The organism is Salipiger sp. CCB-MM3 (assembly GCF_001687105.1).
GTDB lineage: Bacteria > Pseudomonadota > Alphaproteobacteria > Rhodobacterales > Rhodobacteraceae > Salipiger.
The window spans coordinates 2,865,693-2,884,130 of sequence record NZ_CP014595.1; the positions used below are offsets into that span (position 1 = coordinate 2,865,693).

Here is an 18,438-nt window from a genome sequence, read left to right on the forward strand (position 1 = left end):
TTAACCATGTTTCGCAAGACTTACGTGAGTTCGCGCTTGAAATGTTCTCTTTTTGGTCCCATAACGGCGAGTAAGAACAAGAGGCGAACAAAAGCAGCGATTGCCGCCCCGGACGCGGTGTGAAATAAGGATCGGAAATCATGGCAACGGCAGATCTTCTGACTATGGACAGCAAGCGCAACGCGGACAGGCAAAAGGCACTCGACTCGGCGCTGGCCCAGATCGAGCGGCAATTCGGCAAGGGCTCGATCATGAAGCTGGGCGGCGACAACGCCCTGCGCGACATCGAGGCAACCTCCACCGGCTCGCTGGGGCTCGACATCGCCCTCGGCATTGGCGGCCTGCCCAAGGGCCGGATCATCGAGATCTATGGCCCCGAAAGCTCGGGCAAGACCACGCTCACCCTGCATGCGGTGGCCGAGGAACAGAAAAAGGGCGGCGTTGCGGCCTTTGTCGACGCGGAACACGCGCTCGACCCGCAATACGCCAAGAAACTGGGCGTCGATCTTGACGAGCTGCTGATCTCGCAGCCCGACACCGGCGAACAGGCACTGGAAATTACCGACACGCTGGTGCGCTCGGGCGCGGTCAGCCTCGTGGTGGTCGACTCCGTCGCCGCGCTGACCCCCAAGAGCGAGCTTGAGGGCGACATGGGCGACAGCTCTGTCGGCGTGCACGCCCGCCTGATGAGCCAGGCGATGCGCAAGCTCACCGGCTCGATCGCGCGCAGCAACTGCATGGTGATCTTCATCAACCAGATCCGGATGAAGATCGGCGTGATGTTCGGCTCGCCCGAAACCACCACCGGCGGCAACGCGCTGAAGTTCTACAGCTCGGTGCGCCTCGATATCCGCCGCATCGGCTCGATCAAGGACCGGGACGAAGTGGTCGGCAACGCCACCCGCGTCAAAGTGGTGAAGAACAAGGTCGCGCCGCCGTTCAAACAGGTCGAGTTCGACATCATGTACGGCGAAGGCATCTCGAAAACCGGCGAACTGCTGGACCTTGGGGTCAAGGCCGGCGTGGTCGACAAATCCGGCGCCTGGTATTCCTACGGTGACGAGCGCATCGGTCAGGGGCGTGAAAACGCCAAGAACTACCTGAAGGAAAACACCCAGATCGCCACCGAGATTGAGGATAAGATCCGCGCGGCGCATGGGCTCGAGTTCAACGGCGGCGACGGCGACGACGCGGTCACCGAGGACTGAGGCGCGGACCACTGGTGCTGACCGCCAGTGGGGACCGCCAACGGACCTCTGGCGCGGCACCGTAGGTGCGGTCGCGACATGCGTATTTGAAAAGAGAAGAAGGGGCGGGCCTTGGCGGGCGCGCCCCTTTTTTGTTTGCCGCAGCGGGCTGTGGCGGGGGCGGAGAGGCTTGCGGGGAACCTTGGGCGGCGGATGCTGGTTTTGGATCTGCAGCTTTAGGGAGGAGCGATATGAAACATCTTCTTGCACCCATGGCGCTTTCGGCGCTTTTGCCGGCCGCAGCTTTCGCGGATGTGGAACGCGTGCAGGCCGAAGGCTCGGTGGCCGAAGTCGCCGACCGGCTCGAGGCCAGTGTCAAAGCCGCGGGGGCGAGTGTCTTTGCGCGGGTCGATCACGGTGCGGGCGCGCGGGCGGCGGGGATGGAGCTTGCCGAGGCGCAGCTTCTGATCTTCGGCAATCCAAAGCTCGGCACGCCCGCCATGCAGGACGACATGCGGGCCGGGCTCTATTTGCCGCTGAAGATGCTGGTCTATGCGGGCGAGGATGGCGAAACGCAGATCCTTTGGGAGGAGCCGGAGGAGACCTTCGACGATCTCGATATCGACGATGACGCCGAGTACATCGAGAAGATGGAGGAGGCGCTGGAGCGCTTCGCCAAGGCGGCCGCCGGGGAATAGGCGCGGAAGGCCTTTCAGGCAAACAAAAAAGCCACGGCGCTGCCGTGGCTTTGATGCGTCATAGGCGCGGCGCGCTTACATCGAGAAGCTGGTGCCGCAGCCGCAGGAGCTGGTGGCATTGGGGTTCTCGATGGTGAAGCGCGCGCCGATCAGCTCTTCGGAGAAGTCGATCACCGCGTCGGTCAGGAAGGGCAGCGACACGCTGTCCACCACCACGCGCTCACCCTGACGTTCGAGCACAAGATCGTCCTCGGCGGCGTCGTCGAGGCGGATGTCATACTGAAAGCCCGAGCAGCCGCCGCCTTCGACGGCGATGCGCAGCGCCTTGCCCTGCGCGCCCGCACCGATCTCGGCGAGGCGCTCATAGGCGCGGTCAGTCACTTTCGGGGGCAGGTTCATGGGCGGCCTCAAAGGTTTATCTCCCGGTCGGTCCATAATATAGGGATCCTCAAGAGCAGCGGCAACCACCCGGCGCAGCCGTGCCAAGCACCGTGCCGTGAACCGCGACCCGATGCGCTGAAAGGCTGAAGAGATGGCTATCTATTCCTGCGACCCCGAAGGGGCGAGACCCCGCCGCGTGGCGGAAGAGGAAAGCGCGTTCCGCTCGTGCTTTCAGCGCGACCGCGACCGCATCATTCACAGCTCGGCCTTCCGCCGACTGAAGCATAAGACGCAGGTCTTCGTCGAGCATGAGGGCGATTTCTACCGCACCCGGCTCACCCACAGCATCGAGGTGGCGCAGGTGGCGCGCACCATGGCGAACGCGCTGGGGCTCAACACCGATCTGACCGAAGCGGTGGCGCTGGCGCATGACCTTGGGCACACGCCCTTTGGCCATACCGGCGAGGATGCGATGCATGATCTGATGGCGCCCTATGGCGGCTTCGATCACAACGCCCAGACGCTGCGCATCGTCACCCGGCTCGAGTGCCACTATGCCGAGTTCGACGGGCTCAACCTCACTTGGGACACGCTCGAGGGGATCGCCAAGCACAATGGTCCGCTGCTGCCGCTGAAAGACGGCGAGACGCTGCCGCTGGCGCTGGCCGAATATAACGCCGAGCATGATCTGGAGCTTCACACCCATGCCAGCGGCGAGGCGCAGGTGGCGGCGATCGCCGACGATGTGGCCTATAACAACCATGATCTGCAGGACGGGCTGCGCGCCGGGCTGTTCACCGAAGAGGATATCGCCGATCTGCCGCTGATCGCGCCCGCCTATGCCGAGGTTGACCGGCTCTATCCGGGCCTCGACGCCTATCGCCGCCGCCATGAGGCGCTGCGCCGGGTGTTCGGCTATATGGTCAGCGACGTGATCGACACCAGCCGCGCCCGCATCGCTGCCGCGAACCCGCAGAGCTGCGATGACATCCGCGCGCTTGGCCATCCGGTGGTGGCTTTCTCGGACGAGATGTACCGCGAGTTGAAACAGGTGCGCACGTTCCTCTTCACCCGCATGTATCGCGCGCCTTCGGTGGTGGTGATCCGCGAGAAGGTGACGCAGGCGCTGATGGAGCTCTTCCCGATCTATATGAACAACCCGCTGCTGTTGCCGGCGCGCTGGCGCGCGATTGAGCCGCGCGGCGAGACCGAGCTTGCGCGGATGGTGGCCGATTACGTGGCCGGGATGACCGACCGCTTTGCCCTGCAGCAGCATGCCAAGCTCACCGGCAAGGATATCCTGCACGACGTGCCATGAGCCCGTGTTAGCCTGTGCTCTGGACAGAGCCGCCCCGCGGACCAGATCATGGACGCGGGAGGCGCGGGACAGACGAAAGGGCCCATGAATGACCGGACCTGATATGGGCGGGATCGACCCTATACTTGGCTTCGCCCTCGTGGGCGCGCTTGGCGTGGGATCGCAATGGCTTGCATGGCGGATGAAGCTGCCGGCGATCGTGGTGATGCTGGTGGCGGGGCTGGCCATCGGGCCGGGCCTCGGCATCCTCGATCCGCATGGCGATTTCGGCGAGTTGATGGAGCCGATGCTGGCGATCGCCGTGGCCATCATCCTTTTCGAAGGCGGGCTGACGCTGAACTTTCAGGGGCTGCGCGACGCGCGGCTCGGGGTGCGGCGGCTGATCTTTGTCGGCGCTCCGCTGGGCTGGGCCGCCTCGGCGGCGGCGCTGCATTGGGTGGCGGGGCTGAGCTGGGAAAGCTCGGCGGTCTTTGGCGGCATCATGATCGTCACCGGCCCCACAGTGATCGCGCCGCTCTTGCGGCAGGCGCGGCTGAAACACCGCCCCTCGGCGCTGCTGCAATGGGAGGCCATCGTCAACGACCCGGTCGGCGCGCTGGCGGCGGTGCTCGCCTTCGAGGTGGTCACAGTGCTGGCCGATGCCGTGTCCATGAGCGAGGCGCTGGTCGACATCGCGGTGGGCATTCTTGCGGCCTCGGCGCTGGGGGTGCTGGGCGGCTGGGGGCTGTCGCAGGCCTTCAAGCGCGGCAAGGTGCCCGAATACATGAAGGTGCCGGTGCTGTTTGTGTCGATGCTGGCGGTCTTTGCGCTGGCCGACTCGGTGCTGCATGAAAGCGGGCTGCTGGCGGTGACGCTGATGGGCGTGTGGATCGCCAACGCCGGGCTCGCCAGCTACGAAGAGATGCGCCGTTTCAAGGAGCACGCGACGATCCTGCTGGTTTCGGGCGTGTTCATCCTGCTCGCCGCCAACATGAGCCGCGAGACGCTGACCTCGCTCGACTGGCGCGCCGCCGCTTTCGTGCTGTCGGTGATCCTGCTGGCGCGGCCCATTCCGGTGCTGATCTCGCTCATCGGCACCAATCTGCCGTGGTCCGAGCGGCTGCTGGTGGCCTTCACCGGGCCGCGCGGCGTGGTGCTGGTGGCGGTGGCCGGACTGTTTGGCCAGCGGTTGGTGTCGCTGGGGATCGAGGACGCGGGCCGCATCCCGGCGCTGGCCTTCGCGCTGGTGGCGGCGACGGTGGTGCTGCACGGCTTCACGCTGGCGCCCATGGCGCGGCTTCTGGGGCAGACCGCGACCGAGACGCCCGGCGTGCTGATCACCGGCGGCTCGCGCTGGTCGGTGGCGCTGGGTCTGGCGCTGAAGAAGCTGGAGCTGCCCGTTCTGATTGCCGATCCCAACCACGCGCATCTGCGCGACGCGCGCAAGGCGGGGCTGGATACGTTCTTTGGCGACATCCTGTCGGAAGCCGCCGAGCATCGGCTCGATCTGGTGAGCTATGAGCATCTGATCGCCGCCACCGACAATGACGCCTACAACACTCTGGTGGCCACCGACCTTGCGCCGGATTTCGGGCGCGAGCACATCTTCCAGCTCAAGCCGCAGCGCGACAGTTCGACCCGCCACGCGCTGCCCGCCACGCTGGGCGGGCGCCGCTTCGGGCCGGACGAGAGCTATTGGGAGGGCAACGCGCGCATCTCCGAGGGCTGGGAGTTCCGCGTCTCAAGGCTCACCGAAGAGTTCACGCTGGAAAACTGGCGTGAGATGAACCCGCGCGGGCATATCGTCGCCGATCTTGGGCCCAATGGCACTTTCCGCCTGCTTGGGCCGGATGATGCGCCGAAAGAGGCCGACGGCGTGCGGCTGGTGGTGCTGGCGCCCAAGCGCGAAGAGCGCAAGGAAGACCGCCGCGACGAGAACGGCAATGACACGCTGAAGGGCGCGAAAGCGGTCTAGGGCAGGGGCCGGGCATGGGTTTCGGGGCCGCCTGCGGGCGTTCCGGCACATTCCCGGCCATTCCGCCGCTCTCTGCATTTGACCCTGCGGGCCAAGATGGTAGAGGAGCATCCGACCGTATGGAGACAGATAGATGAACCTCTTCACCGACATTCGCGCGCTTGTCCTTCAGGCAATCGAGGCGCTGCAGTCCGAAGGCGCGCTGCCCGAAGGGCTGGCGACCGCCGCCGTGACGGTGGAGCCGCCGCGAGACCCGTCGCATGGCGACATGGCGACCAATGCCGCGATGGTGCTGGCCAAGCCCGCCAAGCAAAAGCCGCGCGACATCGCCGAGGCGCTCGCCGCCAAGCTGGGCGCCGACAGCCGGATCGCCAGCGCCGAGGTTGCGGGCCCGGGGTTCCTCAACCTGCGCCTCGACCCGTCGGTGTGGCAGGCGCTGCCCGCCACCGTGCTTGAGGCCGGCACCGACTATGGCCGCTCGGACATGGGGCAGGGGCTGAAGGTCAACGTCGAATATGTCTCGGCCAACCCCACCGGCCCGATGCACGTGGGCCACACCCGCGGCGCTGTTTTTGGAGATGCGCTGGCCTCGCTGCTGGATTACGCGGGCTACGCTGTGACGCGCGAGTATTACATCAACGACGGCGGCGCGCAGGTCGACGTGCTGGCGCGGTCTGTGTACCTGCGCTACCTCGAAGCGCATGGCCGCACTGTTGAGTTCGAAGCCGGAACCTACCCGGGCGAGTATCTCATCGGCGTCGGCGAGAAGCTGAAGGCGCAGGTTGGTGACAAATATGTCGATCAGCCCGAGGCCGAATGGCTCGAAGAGGTGCGCAACTTCGCCACCGACGAGATGATGGGCATGATCCGCGAGGATCTGGCGCTGCTCGGCGTGAAGATGGATCACTTCTTCTCGGAAAAGTCGCTCTACGGCACCGGAAAGATCGAGGCCGCCATCGACTCGCTGAAAGAGAAGGGCCTGATCTACCGCGGCGTGCTGGAGCCGCCGAAGGGCAAGAAGCCCGAGGATTGGGAGCCGCGCGAGCAGACCCTTTTCAAGTCGACCGAGCATGGCGATGACGTCGACCGCCCGATCATGAAGTCGGACGGCAGCTGGACCTATTTCGCCCCCGACATCGCCTATCACTACGACAAGGTGAGCCGCGGCTTCGACATGCTGATCGACGTGTTCGGCGCCGACCACGGCGGCTACGTCAAGCGGATGAAGGCGGCGGTTTCGGCGCTGTCCGATGGCAAGGTGCCGCTGGATATCAAGCTGATCCAGCTGGTTAAGCTCTTCAAAAACGGCGAAGAATTCAAAATGTCCAAGCGGGCAGGGACCTTTGTCACCCTGCGCGACGTGGTCGAAGAGGTTGGCCCCGATGTCACCCGTTTCGTCATGCTGACCCGCAAGAACGACGCCTCGCTGGACTTCGACTTCGCCAAGGCCGTCGAGCAGAGCCGCGAGAATCCGGTGTTCTACGTGCAATACGCCCACGCGCGTGTCTGCTCGGTGATGCGCAAGGCGCAGGAGGCGGGGATCGACGTCAGCGATGCGGCGCTGTCCAAGGTCGATCTATCGGGCATGACCCATGAGGCAGAGCTGGCGCTGGCCAAGAAGGTCGCCGAATGGCCGCGCCTCGTCGAGATCGCCGCCAAGGGCCACGAGCCGCATAAGGTTGCCATCTGGCTCAACGAACTGGCCTCGGATCTGCATGGTCTGTGGAACCGCGGCCACGACGAGCCCGACCTGCGCTTCCTGCAGGACGATCCGACTGTCAGCCAAGGCAAAATCGCGCTGGCACGGGCCGTCGCGGTTGTCATTTCGGCGGGTCTTGGTATCTTGGGCGTGACCCCGGCAGAAGAGATGCGCTGACATAAGGCGCCTCGGGGCAATAAGGCAGAGCAAGATGGCCGGCAGCGACACCCGTCGCCGGCCCGACAGGCAGACCGAGGCAGACATGGCGGACTACCCGGCGGATTATTCCGCGGACTACCCCGATTACCCCTATGAGGGGCCGGAGGCACCGGCCCCGTCCGGGCGCCGCGCCGCATCGCTGGCCAATTGGGCCGGTGCGGCGGTGTCGCTGGCGCTGGTCGTTGGCGTTGGCGTCTGGGGCTACGATCTTCTGATGCGTGATGTGAACGGGATCCCCGTGGTGCAGGCCATGGACGGTCCCATGCGCGTGGCGCCCGAGGATCCGGGCGGCTCGACCGCCGACCATCAGGGGCTTGCGGTCAACGCCGTGGCCGGGACCGGCACCGCCGAGGGCGGCGCGGACCGGCTGTTGCTGGCGCCGCAGGGGATTGGTCTCTCGGACGAAGATATCCCGCAATCGCGGCTGGCCGAGGCGCAGCGCAACGCCGACCGGATCGAACCGGCGGTCTTGTCCAGCGACGCGTCCGGCGAGGGGCTGAGCGATGATCTGGCCGAAGGCGGCGAGGTCGATCCAATTCAGGCGCTTGCCGATCAGATCGCCGCCAATGCCAAGCCGCTCAGCGATCTTGATGGTGAGGACGGCGAGGGCGAACTGGTCGCCAGCGTCACCGGCGCCGCGCCCGCGGGCGCGCTGATCCGCTCGCTGCGGCCGTCCACCCGTCCCGGCGATCTGCTGAACCAGCCGGTCGCATTGGCCCCGGCAGAGCCCGAAGCCGTTGGCCCCGAAGAGATCAGCCCCGACACGCTGCCCGCTGGCACGCGGCTTGCGCAGCTTGGCGCCTATGTCAGCGCCGATGTGGCGCGCGAGGAATGGCAGCGCTTCAGCGCCCGGTTTGGCGAGTTCATGGACGGCAAGGATCGGGTGATCGAAAAGGCAAGCTCGGGCGGGCGTACCTTCTACCGGCTGCGCGCCGCGGGCTTTGACGATCTGGCCGACGCGCGCCGCTTCTGCGCCGCCTTCGTTGCCGAAAACGCCGACTGCATCCCGGTGACCACCCGGTGAGCCGCTTCGGAGCGACTATTCTGGCCCCGCTCGGCCCGGTGCTGAGCGAGGACGAGGCGCGTTTCTTTGCCGAAGCGCGCCCGTTCGGGTTCATCCTCTTTGCCCGCAATCTTGAAACGGCGGAGCAGATCCGCGCGCTCTGCGACGATCTGCGCGCCGCTGTGGGCTGGCACGCCCCTATCTTCATTGATCAGGAGGGGGGCCGCGTGCAGCGCCTGCGCCCGCCGCTCGCCACCGAGTTCCTGCCGCCGCTCGATGAGGTGATGCAGGCCGGACCCAACGCCGCGCGCGCCATGGAACTGCGCTATCGCCTGATCGCCGCCGAGCTACTGGCGCTGGGGATCGACGGCAATTGTGCGCCGATGCTGGATGTGGCGCGGTCTCAGACCCATGCCTTCCTGCGCAACCGCTGCTATGGCGAGAGCCTGTCGCAGGTGGTCGAAATGGGCAAGGCCGCGACCAAGGGCATGGTCGATGGCGGCGTGCTGCCGGTGATGAAACACCTGCCCGGTCATGGGCTTGCGCAGCTCGACAGCCACAAGGACCTGCCGCGCATCGACGCGCCGCGCGCGGAGCTGGAAGAGGTGGATTTCGCCGCCTTCCGGCCCTTCGCCGATCTGCCGCTGGCGATGACCGCGCATCTGGTCTTTGAAGGGCTCAACACCAAGCCCGCCACCATCGACCCGGCAATGATCACGCTCATTCGCGAAAACATCGGCTTTCAGGGCCTGCTGATGACCGACGACATCTCGATGGAGGCGCTCACGGGCAGCATCGGCGAGCGCAGCGCGGCCTCGATTGCCGCGGGCTGCGATCTGGTGCTGCATTGCAACGGCAAGATGCCCGAGATGGAACAGGCGGTGCGCGAGGCAGGCTGGATGACCGAGGCTGCGCAGACGCGCGCCGAGGCGGCGCTGCGCACGCGCACCGTGCCTGCCGAGATTGACATAGCGGCCCTCAGGGCCGAACGTGAGGCCTTGCTGGCCGGGCACCGCTGATCACATGCAGGACAATTCGCAACTGGAGTTCGAGACGCTCAGCGTCGCCGACCGTCTTGCGGCGGAGGCGCTGATCGTCGACGTCGAGGGCTATGAGGGGCCGCTCGACCTGCTGCTGTCGCTATCGCGCACGCAAAAGGTCGATCTGCGCAAGATCTCGGTGCTGGAGCTGTCGCGCCAATATCTCGCCTTCGTCGAGCGCGCCAAGGAGCTGCGCATCGAACTGGCCGCCGACTATCTGGTGATGGCCGCCTGGCTGGCCTTCCTGAAATCGCGCCTGCTGCTGCCGCCCGATCCCACCGAAGAGGGTCCGTCGGGCGAGGAACTGGCCGCCCACCTTGCCTTTCAGCTCGAGCGTCTGCAGGCCATGCGCGACGTCGCCGCCCGGCTGATGGCGCGTGACCGGCTGGGGCGCGACTTTTTCGCCCGCGGTATCCCAGAGGACATGCAGCGCGTGCGCAAGGTGAAATATACCGCCTCGCTGATCGATCTGATGCAGGCCTATGCCCGCATCCGCACCCGCGACGAATTCCGCCCCTTCGTGATGGACCGCCACGACGTCTTCACCATGGAACAGGCGCTCGACCGGATGCGCGGGCTGATGGGCTTTGCCGGGGAGTGGACCGACATTTCTGGCTGGCTGCCCGATGGCTGGTCCGAGGATCCCATGCGCTGGCGCTCTGCCACCGCCGCCACCTTTGCCGCCTCGCTGGAACTGGCCAAGGAAGGCCATGTGGAGATCCGGCAGGACGAGACCTTCGCGCCGATCCATCTGCGCAAGAGAGAGACCCCGCGTGAGTGAAGATATCGACGATTTCCGCCCCGAGCAGCCTGCCGAGGAGGATCAGGACAGCCTGTTCGAGGCACCGCCCATGGGCGCGCAGGAGCGTATGGTCGAGGCCATCCTCTTCGCCTCTGCCGAGCCGGTGACGGCGCGCGAGCTCGAAGACCGCATGCCGCATGGCTGCGATCCCGCCGAGGCGCTGGCGCATCTGCGCAAACGCTATGAGGGGCGCGGCGTGCATGTGGTGCGTGTTGGCGACGCTTGGGCGATCCGCACCGCGCCCGACCTCGGTTTCCTGATGCAAAAGGAAACGGTGGAGACCCGCAAGCTCTCGCGCGCGGCGATCGAGACCTTGGCGATCATCGCCTATCACCAGCCGGTGACCCGCGCGGAGATCGAGGAGATTCGCGGCGTCAGCGTTTCGCGCGGCACCATCGACCAGCTTCTGGAGATGGAGTGGATCCGCTTTGGCCGCCGCAAGATGACCCCCGGCCGCCCTGTGACCTTCGTGGTGACGCAGGATTTCCTCGACCAGTTCGGGCTCGAGAACGCGCGCGACCTGCCGGGGCTGAAGGAACTGCGCGCCGCCGGTCTGCTCGACAACCGCCCGCCGCCGGGCAGCATTTCGCTGGGTCAGAAAGACGACGACGACGAGGAAGACGAAGCCCCCGGTCAGTCGGAACTTTTCGAAGACTGACCTCGTCTTTGCCAGTCCAAGGCGCCATGCAGACGTCAAAAGGCCCCGATCAATCGGGGCCTTTCGTATTTATAGTCAATCTATTGCGGCGCTAAGTTAGCGCACGACCTGAACGATGCGACGGGTCTCGGGGTCGATCAGCACGGTCTGCTGGTTGACGTTGAGATACTCAAAGTCGCTCTCCGGCACCTCATAGACCTCGATCTCCTGCGGGATGCCTGCGCCCACGGCAACTTCGCCGTTCAGATAGACCGGCTCGACCGGGTTGCGCTCGATATAGGTGACGGTCTTTTCTTCGGCGTTGTTGGCCGCGCCGGTCACGGCACCCAGCACCGCGCCTGCTGCGACGGCAGCCGGGCCGCCCACCAGCAGCGAGCCCACGGCCGCGCCCCATGCACCGCCGACACCTGCGCCAGCTGCGGCATTGTCCTTGTCTTCATAGGTGATGGTCTTCACCTCAACGCGGTCGCGGTTTTCGTAAAGCACAACCGGCTCGTCCTCGACCGGGGTGGTCAGATAGGCGGAATAGGCCCAGCCTTCCACACCTTCATAGCTCACCTCGCACCATTCCGCGTCTGCCAGGCAGCCCTTCACGTCAACTTCGGCGTCCGAGGGGATCACGTTCTCGATCTGGTACTGCGGGCCGGGGCCTGCGCGCAGGTTCAGCTCGGTGGTGGCCGAGGCGCTCATCGCGGCGGAGACGGGAGCGGCAACCAGAGCGGCAAGCGGCAGCGAAAGCAGAAGCGTTTTCTTGGTGGTCATCGGAGTAATCCTTTCTGATCTTTGGCGGCCGCGCTGCGATCCGCCGTTCTGGTGCCTCAACCGCAAGATCAGCAAGACCGTTCCCGGAAAGATGAAAAAACCTCCCGAAGTGATTGATATTTCATTGTTTGGGCGGAATGGCGCTTGGCGGCTTGGTGAATTGGAACAAGATCGCAACGGGGGGAGTTATCTTGCCCTCGCGCGATCTGGTGCATGCTTTTGACGTCGCTCGGCAGCCGGGGATGGCAGGTCCGCGCAGGTTTTCGTCAAATGCGTCGGAGTAAGTCGAAGATCGCGGTGTGGCGGCGGCGTCATCTAAAGCCCGCTTTAACTGTGATCTGCGAGGATGCCTGTCTTACCAAGCGAATTCCGGAGGCCGGACAGGTGGATCACAGTGCGAAATTTCAGGCTCTGACGGCGCAGAACGGCGTGTTTCTCGCGCCCGCCCATCCCAGCCTCCGGCCCCTCGCGTGGACGCGCATGGTCTGTCTGGTGCTGGCCGGTGCGCTGCTGCTGATCGCGGCAGAGGGGCATATTTACGGGATCTCGCGTCTCTATGCGCCAAGCGGCGATGCGGCGCTCTCTCTGCCGACGCTGCTGACGGGAGTCGCGGCGCTGTCGGCGACGCTGCTGCAGCGGCCCCTGCGCCGCTCTGACGGGCGCGAGACGCTGCTTTGGCTCATGGTTATTGCGCTGTGCCTGCTCACCGGGCTCGGCTACCGCGCGGGGATTACCGTGGGCGCCGGGCGCATGGGCGGTAACACCGCGGTGTCCTTCGTGCTGCTGGCCGGGGCGCAGCTGTGCTACCGGCGGCTGCCGCTGTCGTCTTGCAGCCTGATGCTGATGACCATGTTCCTGCCGTTCATCGCCGCCGTGGGCTATCTCAACGGCCAGCCCGCGATGTTCGGCGATATGTCCCTGTCCACATCGCTGCTGCTGCTGGCGCTTGGGGTGGCCAATGTCGCCAGACACGCCCGCCGCGCGCTGCTGCGGCCTTTGGTCAGCGGCTCGGCCTCGGGTCGGATCGTGCGCGGTATCCTCCTCGCGTGGCTCGTGCTGGTGGCAGCGCAGGCGGTTTCGGTCCGCTTCGTGCCGGGCCCATGGCTCGAATTGTCGAGCGTGACGCTGATGCTGGTGGACACGCTGGTGATGCTTGCAGCGATCCTCTTTCTCGGCGGCAAATATGACGCCAGCGCCTCGCGGCTGCGCCTCACCGAATGGCGGCTCTACCGTGCCGCCATGCGCGATCCGTCGACGGGCATGCGCACCCGGGCCTCGGCGGAGCTTTACAGCGCCACCTTCGGGCCGCTCACCAGCCAAGGGCTCGTGCTGCTCGAGGTGGAGGGGATAGACGCACTGGAGGCACGCTATGGCCGCACCGCCGCCGAACGGGTGCTGCGGCTGGTCTCCACCGGGCTGCACCGCGACCTTGCGCCCGAGGAACTGCTCTGCCGCGACGAGGATATGGGGCTGATGCTGCTGGCCCGGAACTGCACGCTGGATTCGTTGACGATGCGGGCGCAGGACCTCTGCGCGCGGGGCGGCGAATTGCGCGATCCCGAGCGGGAACTGCTGCCGATTGCGCTCACCGCTGCCGTGGTCATGGCGCGGCGCGGCGACGGCGATCTCGGGCCCGCGCTGCGCCGGGCGCGGCAGGCGCTGGATGAGGCGCGCAAGCAGGGTGAGCGGGGTGTGGTGCTCTGTGAGGCGGCGTGACCCGCCGGGCCTTAGCTGCGAAAGTGCTTCGACAGCTTCAGGCCCTGACCCTGATAGTTCGAGGCGATCCCGGCCCCATAAAGCTGCTCTGGCGGCTCATCCATACGCTCATAGACCAGTCGCCCGACGATCTGTCCATGCTCAAGCACGAAGGGGGCTTCGTGGCAGCGCACTTCCAGAACCCCGCGAGAGCCGCTGCCCCCAGCCGCGGAATGGCCAAAGCCCGGATCGAAGAAGCCCGCGTAATGCACGCGGAACTCGCCGACCATGGCCAGATAGGGCGCCATCTCTGCGGCATAGAGCGGCGGGATATGCACCGCTTCGCGGCTGACGAGAATGTAAAATGCGTCGGGGTCGAGGATCAGCTGCCCGCGCGAGGCCTGCAGCGGGTCCCAGAACTCCGCCGGGTCATACTGCCCGATCCGGTCAAGGTCGATCACCCCGGTGTGCGGCTTGGCGCGCCAGCCGACAAGCTCGCCAGCGCCGGGTTGCAGGTCGACGGAAAAGCCAAGGCCCTCACCGATCACCGCCGGGCCGCCGCTGACCAGCGTTTCGGCCTCATGCAGGGTGGTAAGCTCGGCGTCGCTCAGCACCGACTGGCCGCGCCGAAAACGGATCTGGTTGAGCCGCATGCCGGTGCGCGCCAGCACCGAGAAGGAGCGGGGGCAAATCTCGGCGTAGAGCGGCCCTTTGTAGCCGGGCGCGATTCGATCAAACTCGGTGCCGCCATCGGTGATCGTTCGGGTCAGCAGGTCGAGCCGCCCGGTCGAGCTTTTGGCATTGGCGACGGCCGAGAGATCCTCGGGCAGATCGAGGCTTTCGAGCAGCGGCACCACATAGACGCAGCCCTTCTCCAGCACGGCGCCCTCGGTGAGGTCGACGCGGTGCATCTCGAACTCTTGCAGCCGCGCGTCCAGCGGGCGTCCGGCTCCGGCAAGGAAGGAGGCGCGCACGCGGATCGCCTCATGGCCGAGTCGCAGATCGAGGCTGGCGGGTTGGATTTGCCCCTCGACGAGCGGTGCTGCGCTGCGGATGGCTCCGCTGTCGACGAGCGCCGAAATCTGCTGGCTGGCGAGCACCCCTGTCATGGTCACGATCCCCCGGTATTGCGTTGAACTTGCTTAGCAAGCGGCGTGGGCGAGGGGAACGGCAAATGCGCGCGGGCAGCGCTTCGGGCGCGGCTGTGTGACAGCAGCCAACAGGGTGACGGGTTAGCTACGCTCAAGTGCGAGTTGCTAAAAATTTCTATGGATTGGTAGAGGCTTACCTCTGGCCGTTTCTCTCACCCTAAGGGGCGGAACAAGTCAGAAACGGCGGCGGGGGTGAATTGGTCGGGCTAGCAGGACTCGAACCTGCGACCTTCCGTCCCCCAGACGGACGCGCTACCAGGCTGCGCTATAGCCCGACTTGTGAGGCCGGTATTTACTGGTTCTGAGCGCAGGCACAACCCCTAATGCGCAAGTTTTTTCACCAATTTTCTCACGCCGCCGAATGGCTATCGCGCGCGGCGACGAAGGCGCGCAGCGCGGCCAGTTGGGCGCGGGCGGAAACCGCTTGCTGCGCGGTCAGTTGCGGGGCTGTGGCGAGCGCCGTGAGCGGTCCGGACGCGGGCTGCGGCAGGCTGTCGAGCTGCGCGACCTCGGGCAGCGGGGCAGCGGCAGCGGGGGCGCCTTCGGCGCTTCCAGCTTCGGGCAGAGGTGTGGCACCGCGGTCCTCCAGTGATTGGGTCAGGAAGCCGGGGAGCGGCTCTTCCGGGGTGTCGACGGGCTCTGCGGGTAGGGCCTCAGTTTCTGCCTGAGCGTCTGCCTGAGGGTCGGGCTGCCAGAGCGCATCATCGGCGGCGGCCTGCGGGTCCGGATCGCTGGCCTCGGCAAAGAGCGGTGTGTCGGTCGCATTAGGTTCGGGCTGGGGGGCAGGCTCCGGTTCGGCGGGGGCATCCGACACGGCCTCTAGCAGCGCGGCTTGCGGCTGCGCGAAGGGCAGGACGGTGGCGCTGTCTTGTTGCGGTGTGGGTTCGGCAGCGGTCGGCGCGGCGGGGCCCTCGGCGACATCCTCGCCGCTTTCGTCCAGCAGGCCGGGCGGCGGCGCGATGGCTGCCACATGTTTGACGCCCTGTTCGCGCAGGACCTTCTGCACGCCCTTGATGGTCAGCCCGTCGTCATGCAGCAACTGCCGGATTCCGGCCAGAAGCGCGACGTCATTGGGCCGGTAATAGCGGCGGCCGCCGGCGCGTTTCACGGGTTTGACTTGGGTGAACTTGGTTTCCCAGAAGCGCAGCACATGCGCCGGGGTCTCCAGCAGTTCGGCGACCTCGCTGATGGTGCGGAAGGCGTCGCGCGACTTGCTCATGTGGTCGGTCCCCTCAGAAGCGCCCCCCAGACGAAGCGCTGGGGCGCGGGGCGGAGGGGACGCAGGGTTGCAGTTGGATCAGCGCGGGCCGCTCAGGACTTGTTGCCCTCGGCCACGCGTTCTTTCATCAGGTGCGAGGGCCGGAAGGTCAGCACGCGGCGCGGCTGGATCGGCACCTCTTCGCCGGTCTTGGGATTGCGGCCGATGCGCGCCGCCTTGTCCCGCACCGAGAAGGTGCCGAAGGACGAGATCTTCACCTGTTCGCCGCGCACCAGCGCGTCGGACATGTGCTGCAGCACGGATTCGACCAGTTCCGCGCTTTCATTGCGCGACAGGCCCACTTCGCGAAACACGGCTTCGCTCAGGTCCATCCGGGTCAAAGTCTTGTCACTCATAGTGGCAGCCTCCAAAGGTTGCGGCCAAGCATAGGGGGCAGGCGGATTCCGAGTCAAGCGCGCGGAGCGTCCTCTTGCCGTGCAAGGGCCGGATTTTGCCGGAGTTTTCGGGCTGGGTTGGGGGCCGGGTGGGAAGCCGGGCCCAGGATTGGGGCAGGGCGAGGCGCTGGCGCTTACCAGCGCAGCACCACCGCGCCCCATGCCAGACCGCCGCCGATGGCCTCGGTGACCACAACGTCGCCGGTTTTGATCTTGCCTTCGGCCTTGCCGACCGACAGCGCCAGCGGGATCGAGGCGGCGGAGGTGTTGCCGTGATCCTGCACGGTGACCACCACCTGCTCCATCGGCAGGCCGAGCTTTTTCGCGGTGCCGTTGATGATGCGGATGTTGGCCTGATGCGGCACGACCCAGTCCACCTCTTCCGAGCTGATCCCGGCCTTTTCCATCGCGGCGGTGGCGGTTTTGGCCAGCTTCTCGACCGCGTGGCGGAAGATCTCCTTGCCCTCCATCCGCAGGTAGCCGATCGACTGGGTGCTGACACCGCCGTCGACATAGAGCAGATCGCGGAAGTTGCCGTCGGAATGCAGATCGACCGAGAGAATGCCGCGGTCGGCAGAGGTGCCTTCGCCCTCATCCGCTTCGAGCAGCAGCGCGCCCGCGCCGTCGCCGAAGAGCACGCAGGTCGAGCGGTCGGTCCAATCCATGATGCGCGAGAAGGTCTCGGCGCCGATCACCAGCACGCGCTTGGCGGTGCCCGCGACGATCAGCGCGTTGGCATTGGCCAGCGCATAGACGAAGCCCGCGCAGACCGCCTGCACGTCAAAAGCAAACCCGCCGGTCATGCCGATGCGCGCCTGCACCATGGTGGCGGCGGAGGGGAAGGTGAGGTCGGGGGTCGAGGTGGCGACGATCAGCGCGTCGACCTCGGAGGCGTCGACGCCGGCATCTTTCAGCGCGGCGGCGGCGGCATGGGCGGCGAGGATCGAGGTGGTCTCGCCCTCGGCGGCAAAATGGCGGCGTTCGATGCCAGAGCGGGTGCGGATCCATTCATCGGAGGTGTCGAGGGTTTTCTCGAATTCCGAGTTGGGGACGATGCGCTCCGGCAGGTAATGCCCGACGCCCGCGACCTTTGCCCGTATGCTCATATGCCTGTTCCGCTCTTTTTTGTCTCTGTGGCTTCTGCCGGCTCTGTGGGCTCTGCGCTTGCGGCAGAGGCGGCAACCCGTGCCGCCAGCCTGTCGCCAAAGCCCGACTGCGCGAGGTCATAGGCCAGTTCCACCGCTGCTGCCACCCCGGTGGCATCGGCGGCGCCATGGGATTTCACCACGGTTCCGTTCAGCCCGAGGAACACGCCGCCGTTCTTGCGGCGCGGATCGACGCGCGCCTGCAGCCGCTTGAGCGAGCTCAGCGCCAGCAGGGCCGCAAGCCGTGACAGCGGCGAATAGGTGAAAGCCTCACGCAGCAGCTTGTTGATCAGCGAGGCGGTGCCTTCGCCGGTCTTGAGCGCGATATTGCCGGTGAACCCGTCGGTGACGATGACATCGCAGCGCTTGCCGGGGATGTCTCCGCCTTCGACGAAGCCGACATAGTCGAAGCTGCCCGCCTCGGCGTTCGCGGCGATCAGGTCATGCGCGGCTTTCAGTTCGGCGCGGCCTTTGTGCTCTTCGGTGCCGACGTTCAGCAGGCCGACACGCGGGCGCGTCAGCGACAGACCGTTGCGGGCGTAGGACGCCCCCATCATCGCGTATTTCAGCAGATCGTCGGCGTCGGCGCGGATGTCCGCGCCCACGTCCAGCATCACGTTGAACCCCTGCGGGTTCAGCGAGGGCCAGAGCACGGCGATGGCAGGGCGGTTCACCCCGGGCAGCTTGCGCAGCCGGACCATCGACAGCAGCATCAGCGCGCCGGTGTTGCCGCAGGACACGGCAACGGTGGCCTCACGGTTGCGCACCGCATCGAGCGTGGACCACATCGACGTGTCCTGCCCGTTGCGCATCACGTGGCTGGGTTTGTCTTCCATCGACACGACGCCGGAAGCGTCGCGGATCTCGACCTGGGCGGGCAAGCCTTTGTGCTTGTCCACCAGCGGGCGCAGTTCTGCCTCGGGTCCGTGCAAAAGGAAGCGGACATCGCGGTGCTTCCGCGCAAAGGCGGAAAGACCGGCAACGATGGTTGCCGGTCCGCGATCGCCACCCATGGCGTCGATGGAAAGGACCAGAGGCCCGCGCGCTTGACGGTTATCCGTTGCGGATGTCAT

Annotated in this window: 18 protein-coding genes and 1 tRNA gene; 11 read left to right on the top strand and 8 right to left on the bottom strand. The window is 66.1% G+C overall.

The window, feature by feature from the left end:
- Positions 1 to 140 precede the first annotated feature (140 nt).
- Positions 141 to 1,208, top strand: coding sequence for a recombinase RecA (gene recA / locus AYJ57_RS13735; protein ID WP_066106368.1), 1,068 nt, complete (start codon positions 141 to 143; stop codon positions 1,206 to 1,208).
- 230 nt (positions 1,209 to 1,438) lie between these two features.
- Positions 1,439 to 1,885, top strand: coding sequence for a DUF302 domain-containing protein (locus AYJ57_RS13740; protein ID WP_066106371.1), 447 nt, complete (start codon positions 1,439 to 1,441; stop codon positions 1,883 to 1,885).
- A gap of 75 nt (positions 1,886 to 1,960) precedes the next feature.
- On the opposite strand, the gene AYJ57_RS13745 is transcribed toward AYJ57_RS13740, so the two are convergent.
- The gene (locus AYJ57_RS13745; protein WP_066106374.1) at positions 1,961 to 2,284 is read right to left on the bottom strand and encodes a HesB/IscA family protein; all 324 of its coding nucleotides are present in this window, start codon (positions 2,282 to 2,284) and stop codon (positions 1,961 to 1,963) included.
- Between the two features lie 133 nt (positions 2,285 to 2,417).
- Here AYJ57_RS13745 and AYJ57_RS13750 point away from each other — a divergent pair, with 133 nt between their 5' ends.
- The 7 genes from AYJ57_RS13750 to scpB all read left to right on the top strand — a co-directional run bounded on the left by AYJ57_RS13750 (position 2,418) and on the right by scpB (position 10,959).
- Positions 2,418 to 3,584: a deoxyguanosinetriphosphate triphosphohydrolase gene (locus AYJ57_RS13750; protein WP_066106377.1), complete on the top strand. Its 1,167-nt coding sequence runs from the start codon at positions 2,418 to 2,420 to the stop codon at positions 3,582 to 3,584.
- 88 nt (positions 3,585 to 3,672) lie between these two features.
- Positions 3,673 to 5,538 carry a cation:proton antiporter gene (locus AYJ57_RS13755; protein ID WP_066106380.1) on the top strand — a complete coding sequence of 622 codons (1,866 nt, stop codon included), beginning with the start codon at positions 3,673 to 3,675 and terminating at the stop codon, positions 5,536 to 5,538.
- A gap of 133 nt (positions 5,539 to 5,671) precedes the next feature.
- Complete coding sequence (gene argS, locus AYJ57_RS13760; RefSeq protein WP_066106382.1) at positions 5,672 to 7,414, top strand: arginine--tRNA ligase; 1,743 nt, start codon at positions 5,672 to 5,674, stop codon at positions 7,412 to 7,414.
- A 34-nt stretch (positions 7,415 to 7,448) separates the two neighbouring features.
- The gene (locus AYJ57_RS13765) at positions 7,449 to 8,480 is read left to right on the top strand and encodes an SPOR domain-containing protein (protein WP_237220160.1); all 1,032 of its coding nucleotides are present in this window, start codon (positions 7,449 to 7,451) and stop codon (positions 8,478 to 8,480) included.
- A complete protein-coding gene (locus AYJ57_RS13770) occupies positions 8,477 to 9,478 on the top strand; it encodes a glycoside hydrolase family 3 N-terminal domain-containing protein (RefSeq protein ID WP_066106385.1) in 1,002 nt (333 codons plus the stop codon). Before AYJ57_RS13765 ends, AYJ57_RS13770 begins: the two co-directional genes overlap by 4 nt.
- Before the next feature lie 4 nt (positions 9,479 to 9,482).
- The gene (locus AYJ57_RS13775) at positions 9,483 to 10,280 is read left to right on the top strand and encodes a segregation and condensation protein A (protein ID WP_066106391.1); all 798 of its coding nucleotides are present in this window, start codon (positions 9,483 to 9,485) and stop codon (positions 10,278 to 10,280) included.
- 70 nt (positions 10,281 to 10,350) lie between these two features.
- Positions 10,351 to 10,959, top strand: coding sequence for an SMC-Scp complex subunit ScpB (gene scpB / locus AYJ57_RS13780; protein WP_066107125.1), 609 nt, complete (start codon positions 10,351 to 10,353; stop codon positions 10,957 to 10,959).
- 96 nt (positions 10,960 to 11,055) lie between these two features.
- Here scpB and AYJ57_RS13785 read toward each other — a convergent pair whose 3' ends face one another.
- Positions 11,056 to 11,721, bottom strand: a complete 666-nt coding sequence (locus AYJ57_RS13785) for a DUF1236 domain-containing protein (RefSeq protein ID WP_066106394.1) — start codon at positions 11,719 to 11,721, stop codon at positions 11,056 to 11,058.
- On the opposite strand from AYJ57_RS13785, the gene AYJ57_RS25895 reads away from it, so the two are divergent.
- Positions 11,711 to 11,944 (top strand): hypothetical protein, encoded by a 234-nt coding sequence (locus AYJ57_RS25895; protein WP_157374091.1) that lies wholly within the window; start codon positions 11,711 to 11,713, stop codon positions 11,942 to 11,944. The genes AYJ57_RS13785 and AYJ57_RS25895 overlap by 11 nt on opposite strands.
- Positions 11,945 to 12,105: 161 nt before the next feature.
- Positions 12,106 to 13,437 (top strand): diguanylate cyclase domain-containing protein, encoded by a 1,332-nt coding sequence (locus tag AYJ57_RS13790; RefSeq protein WP_066106396.1) that lies wholly within the window; start codon positions 12,106 to 12,108, stop codon positions 13,435 to 13,437.
- 11 nt (positions 13,438 to 13,448) lie between these two features.
- Here AYJ57_RS13790 and AYJ57_RS13795 read toward each other — a convergent pair whose 3' ends face one another.
- The 6 genes from AYJ57_RS13795 to plsX all read right to left on the bottom strand — a co-directional run bounded on the left by AYJ57_RS13795 (position 13,449) and on the right by plsX (position 18,438).
- On the bottom strand, positions 13,449 to 14,525 hold the full coding sequence (locus AYJ57_RS13795; RefSeq protein ID WP_066106399.1) for a 2'-deoxycytidine 5'-triphosphate deaminase: 1,077 nt from the start codon (positions 14,523 to 14,525) through the stop codon (positions 13,449 to 13,451).
- 240 nt (positions 14,526 to 14,765) lie between these two features.
- Positions 14,766 to 14,842: transfer RNA gene (locus AYJ57_RS13800), tRNA-Pro, on the bottom strand.
- Positions 14,843 to 14,916: 74 nt separating this feature from the next.
- Positions 14,917 to 15,786 carry a MerR family transcriptional regulator gene (locus AYJ57_RS13805; RefSeq protein ID WP_066106401.1) on the bottom strand — a complete coding sequence of 290 codons (870 nt, stop codon included), beginning with the start codon at positions 15,784 to 15,786 and terminating at the stop codon, positions 14,917 to 14,919.
- 92 nt (positions 15,787 to 15,878) lie between these two features.
- Positions 15,879 to 16,181, bottom strand: a complete 303-nt coding sequence (gene ihfA, locus AYJ57_RS13810; RefSeq protein ID WP_066106404.1) for an integration host factor subunit alpha — start codon at positions 16,179 to 16,181, stop codon at positions 15,879 to 15,881.
- Positions 16,182 to 16,354: 173 nt separating this feature from the next.
- A complete protein-coding gene (locus AYJ57_RS13815) occupies positions 16,355 to 17,326 on the bottom strand; it encodes a beta-ketoacyl-ACP synthase III (protein ID WP_066106407.1) in 972 nt (323 codons plus the stop codon).
- Positions 17,323 to 18,438 (bottom strand): phosphate acyltransferase PlsX, encoded by a 1,116-nt coding sequence (gene plsX / locus AYJ57_RS13820; protein ID WP_066106412.1) that lies wholly within the window; start codon positions 18,436 to 18,438, stop codon positions 17,323 to 17,325. Before plsX ends, AYJ57_RS13815 begins: the two co-directional genes overlap by 4 nt.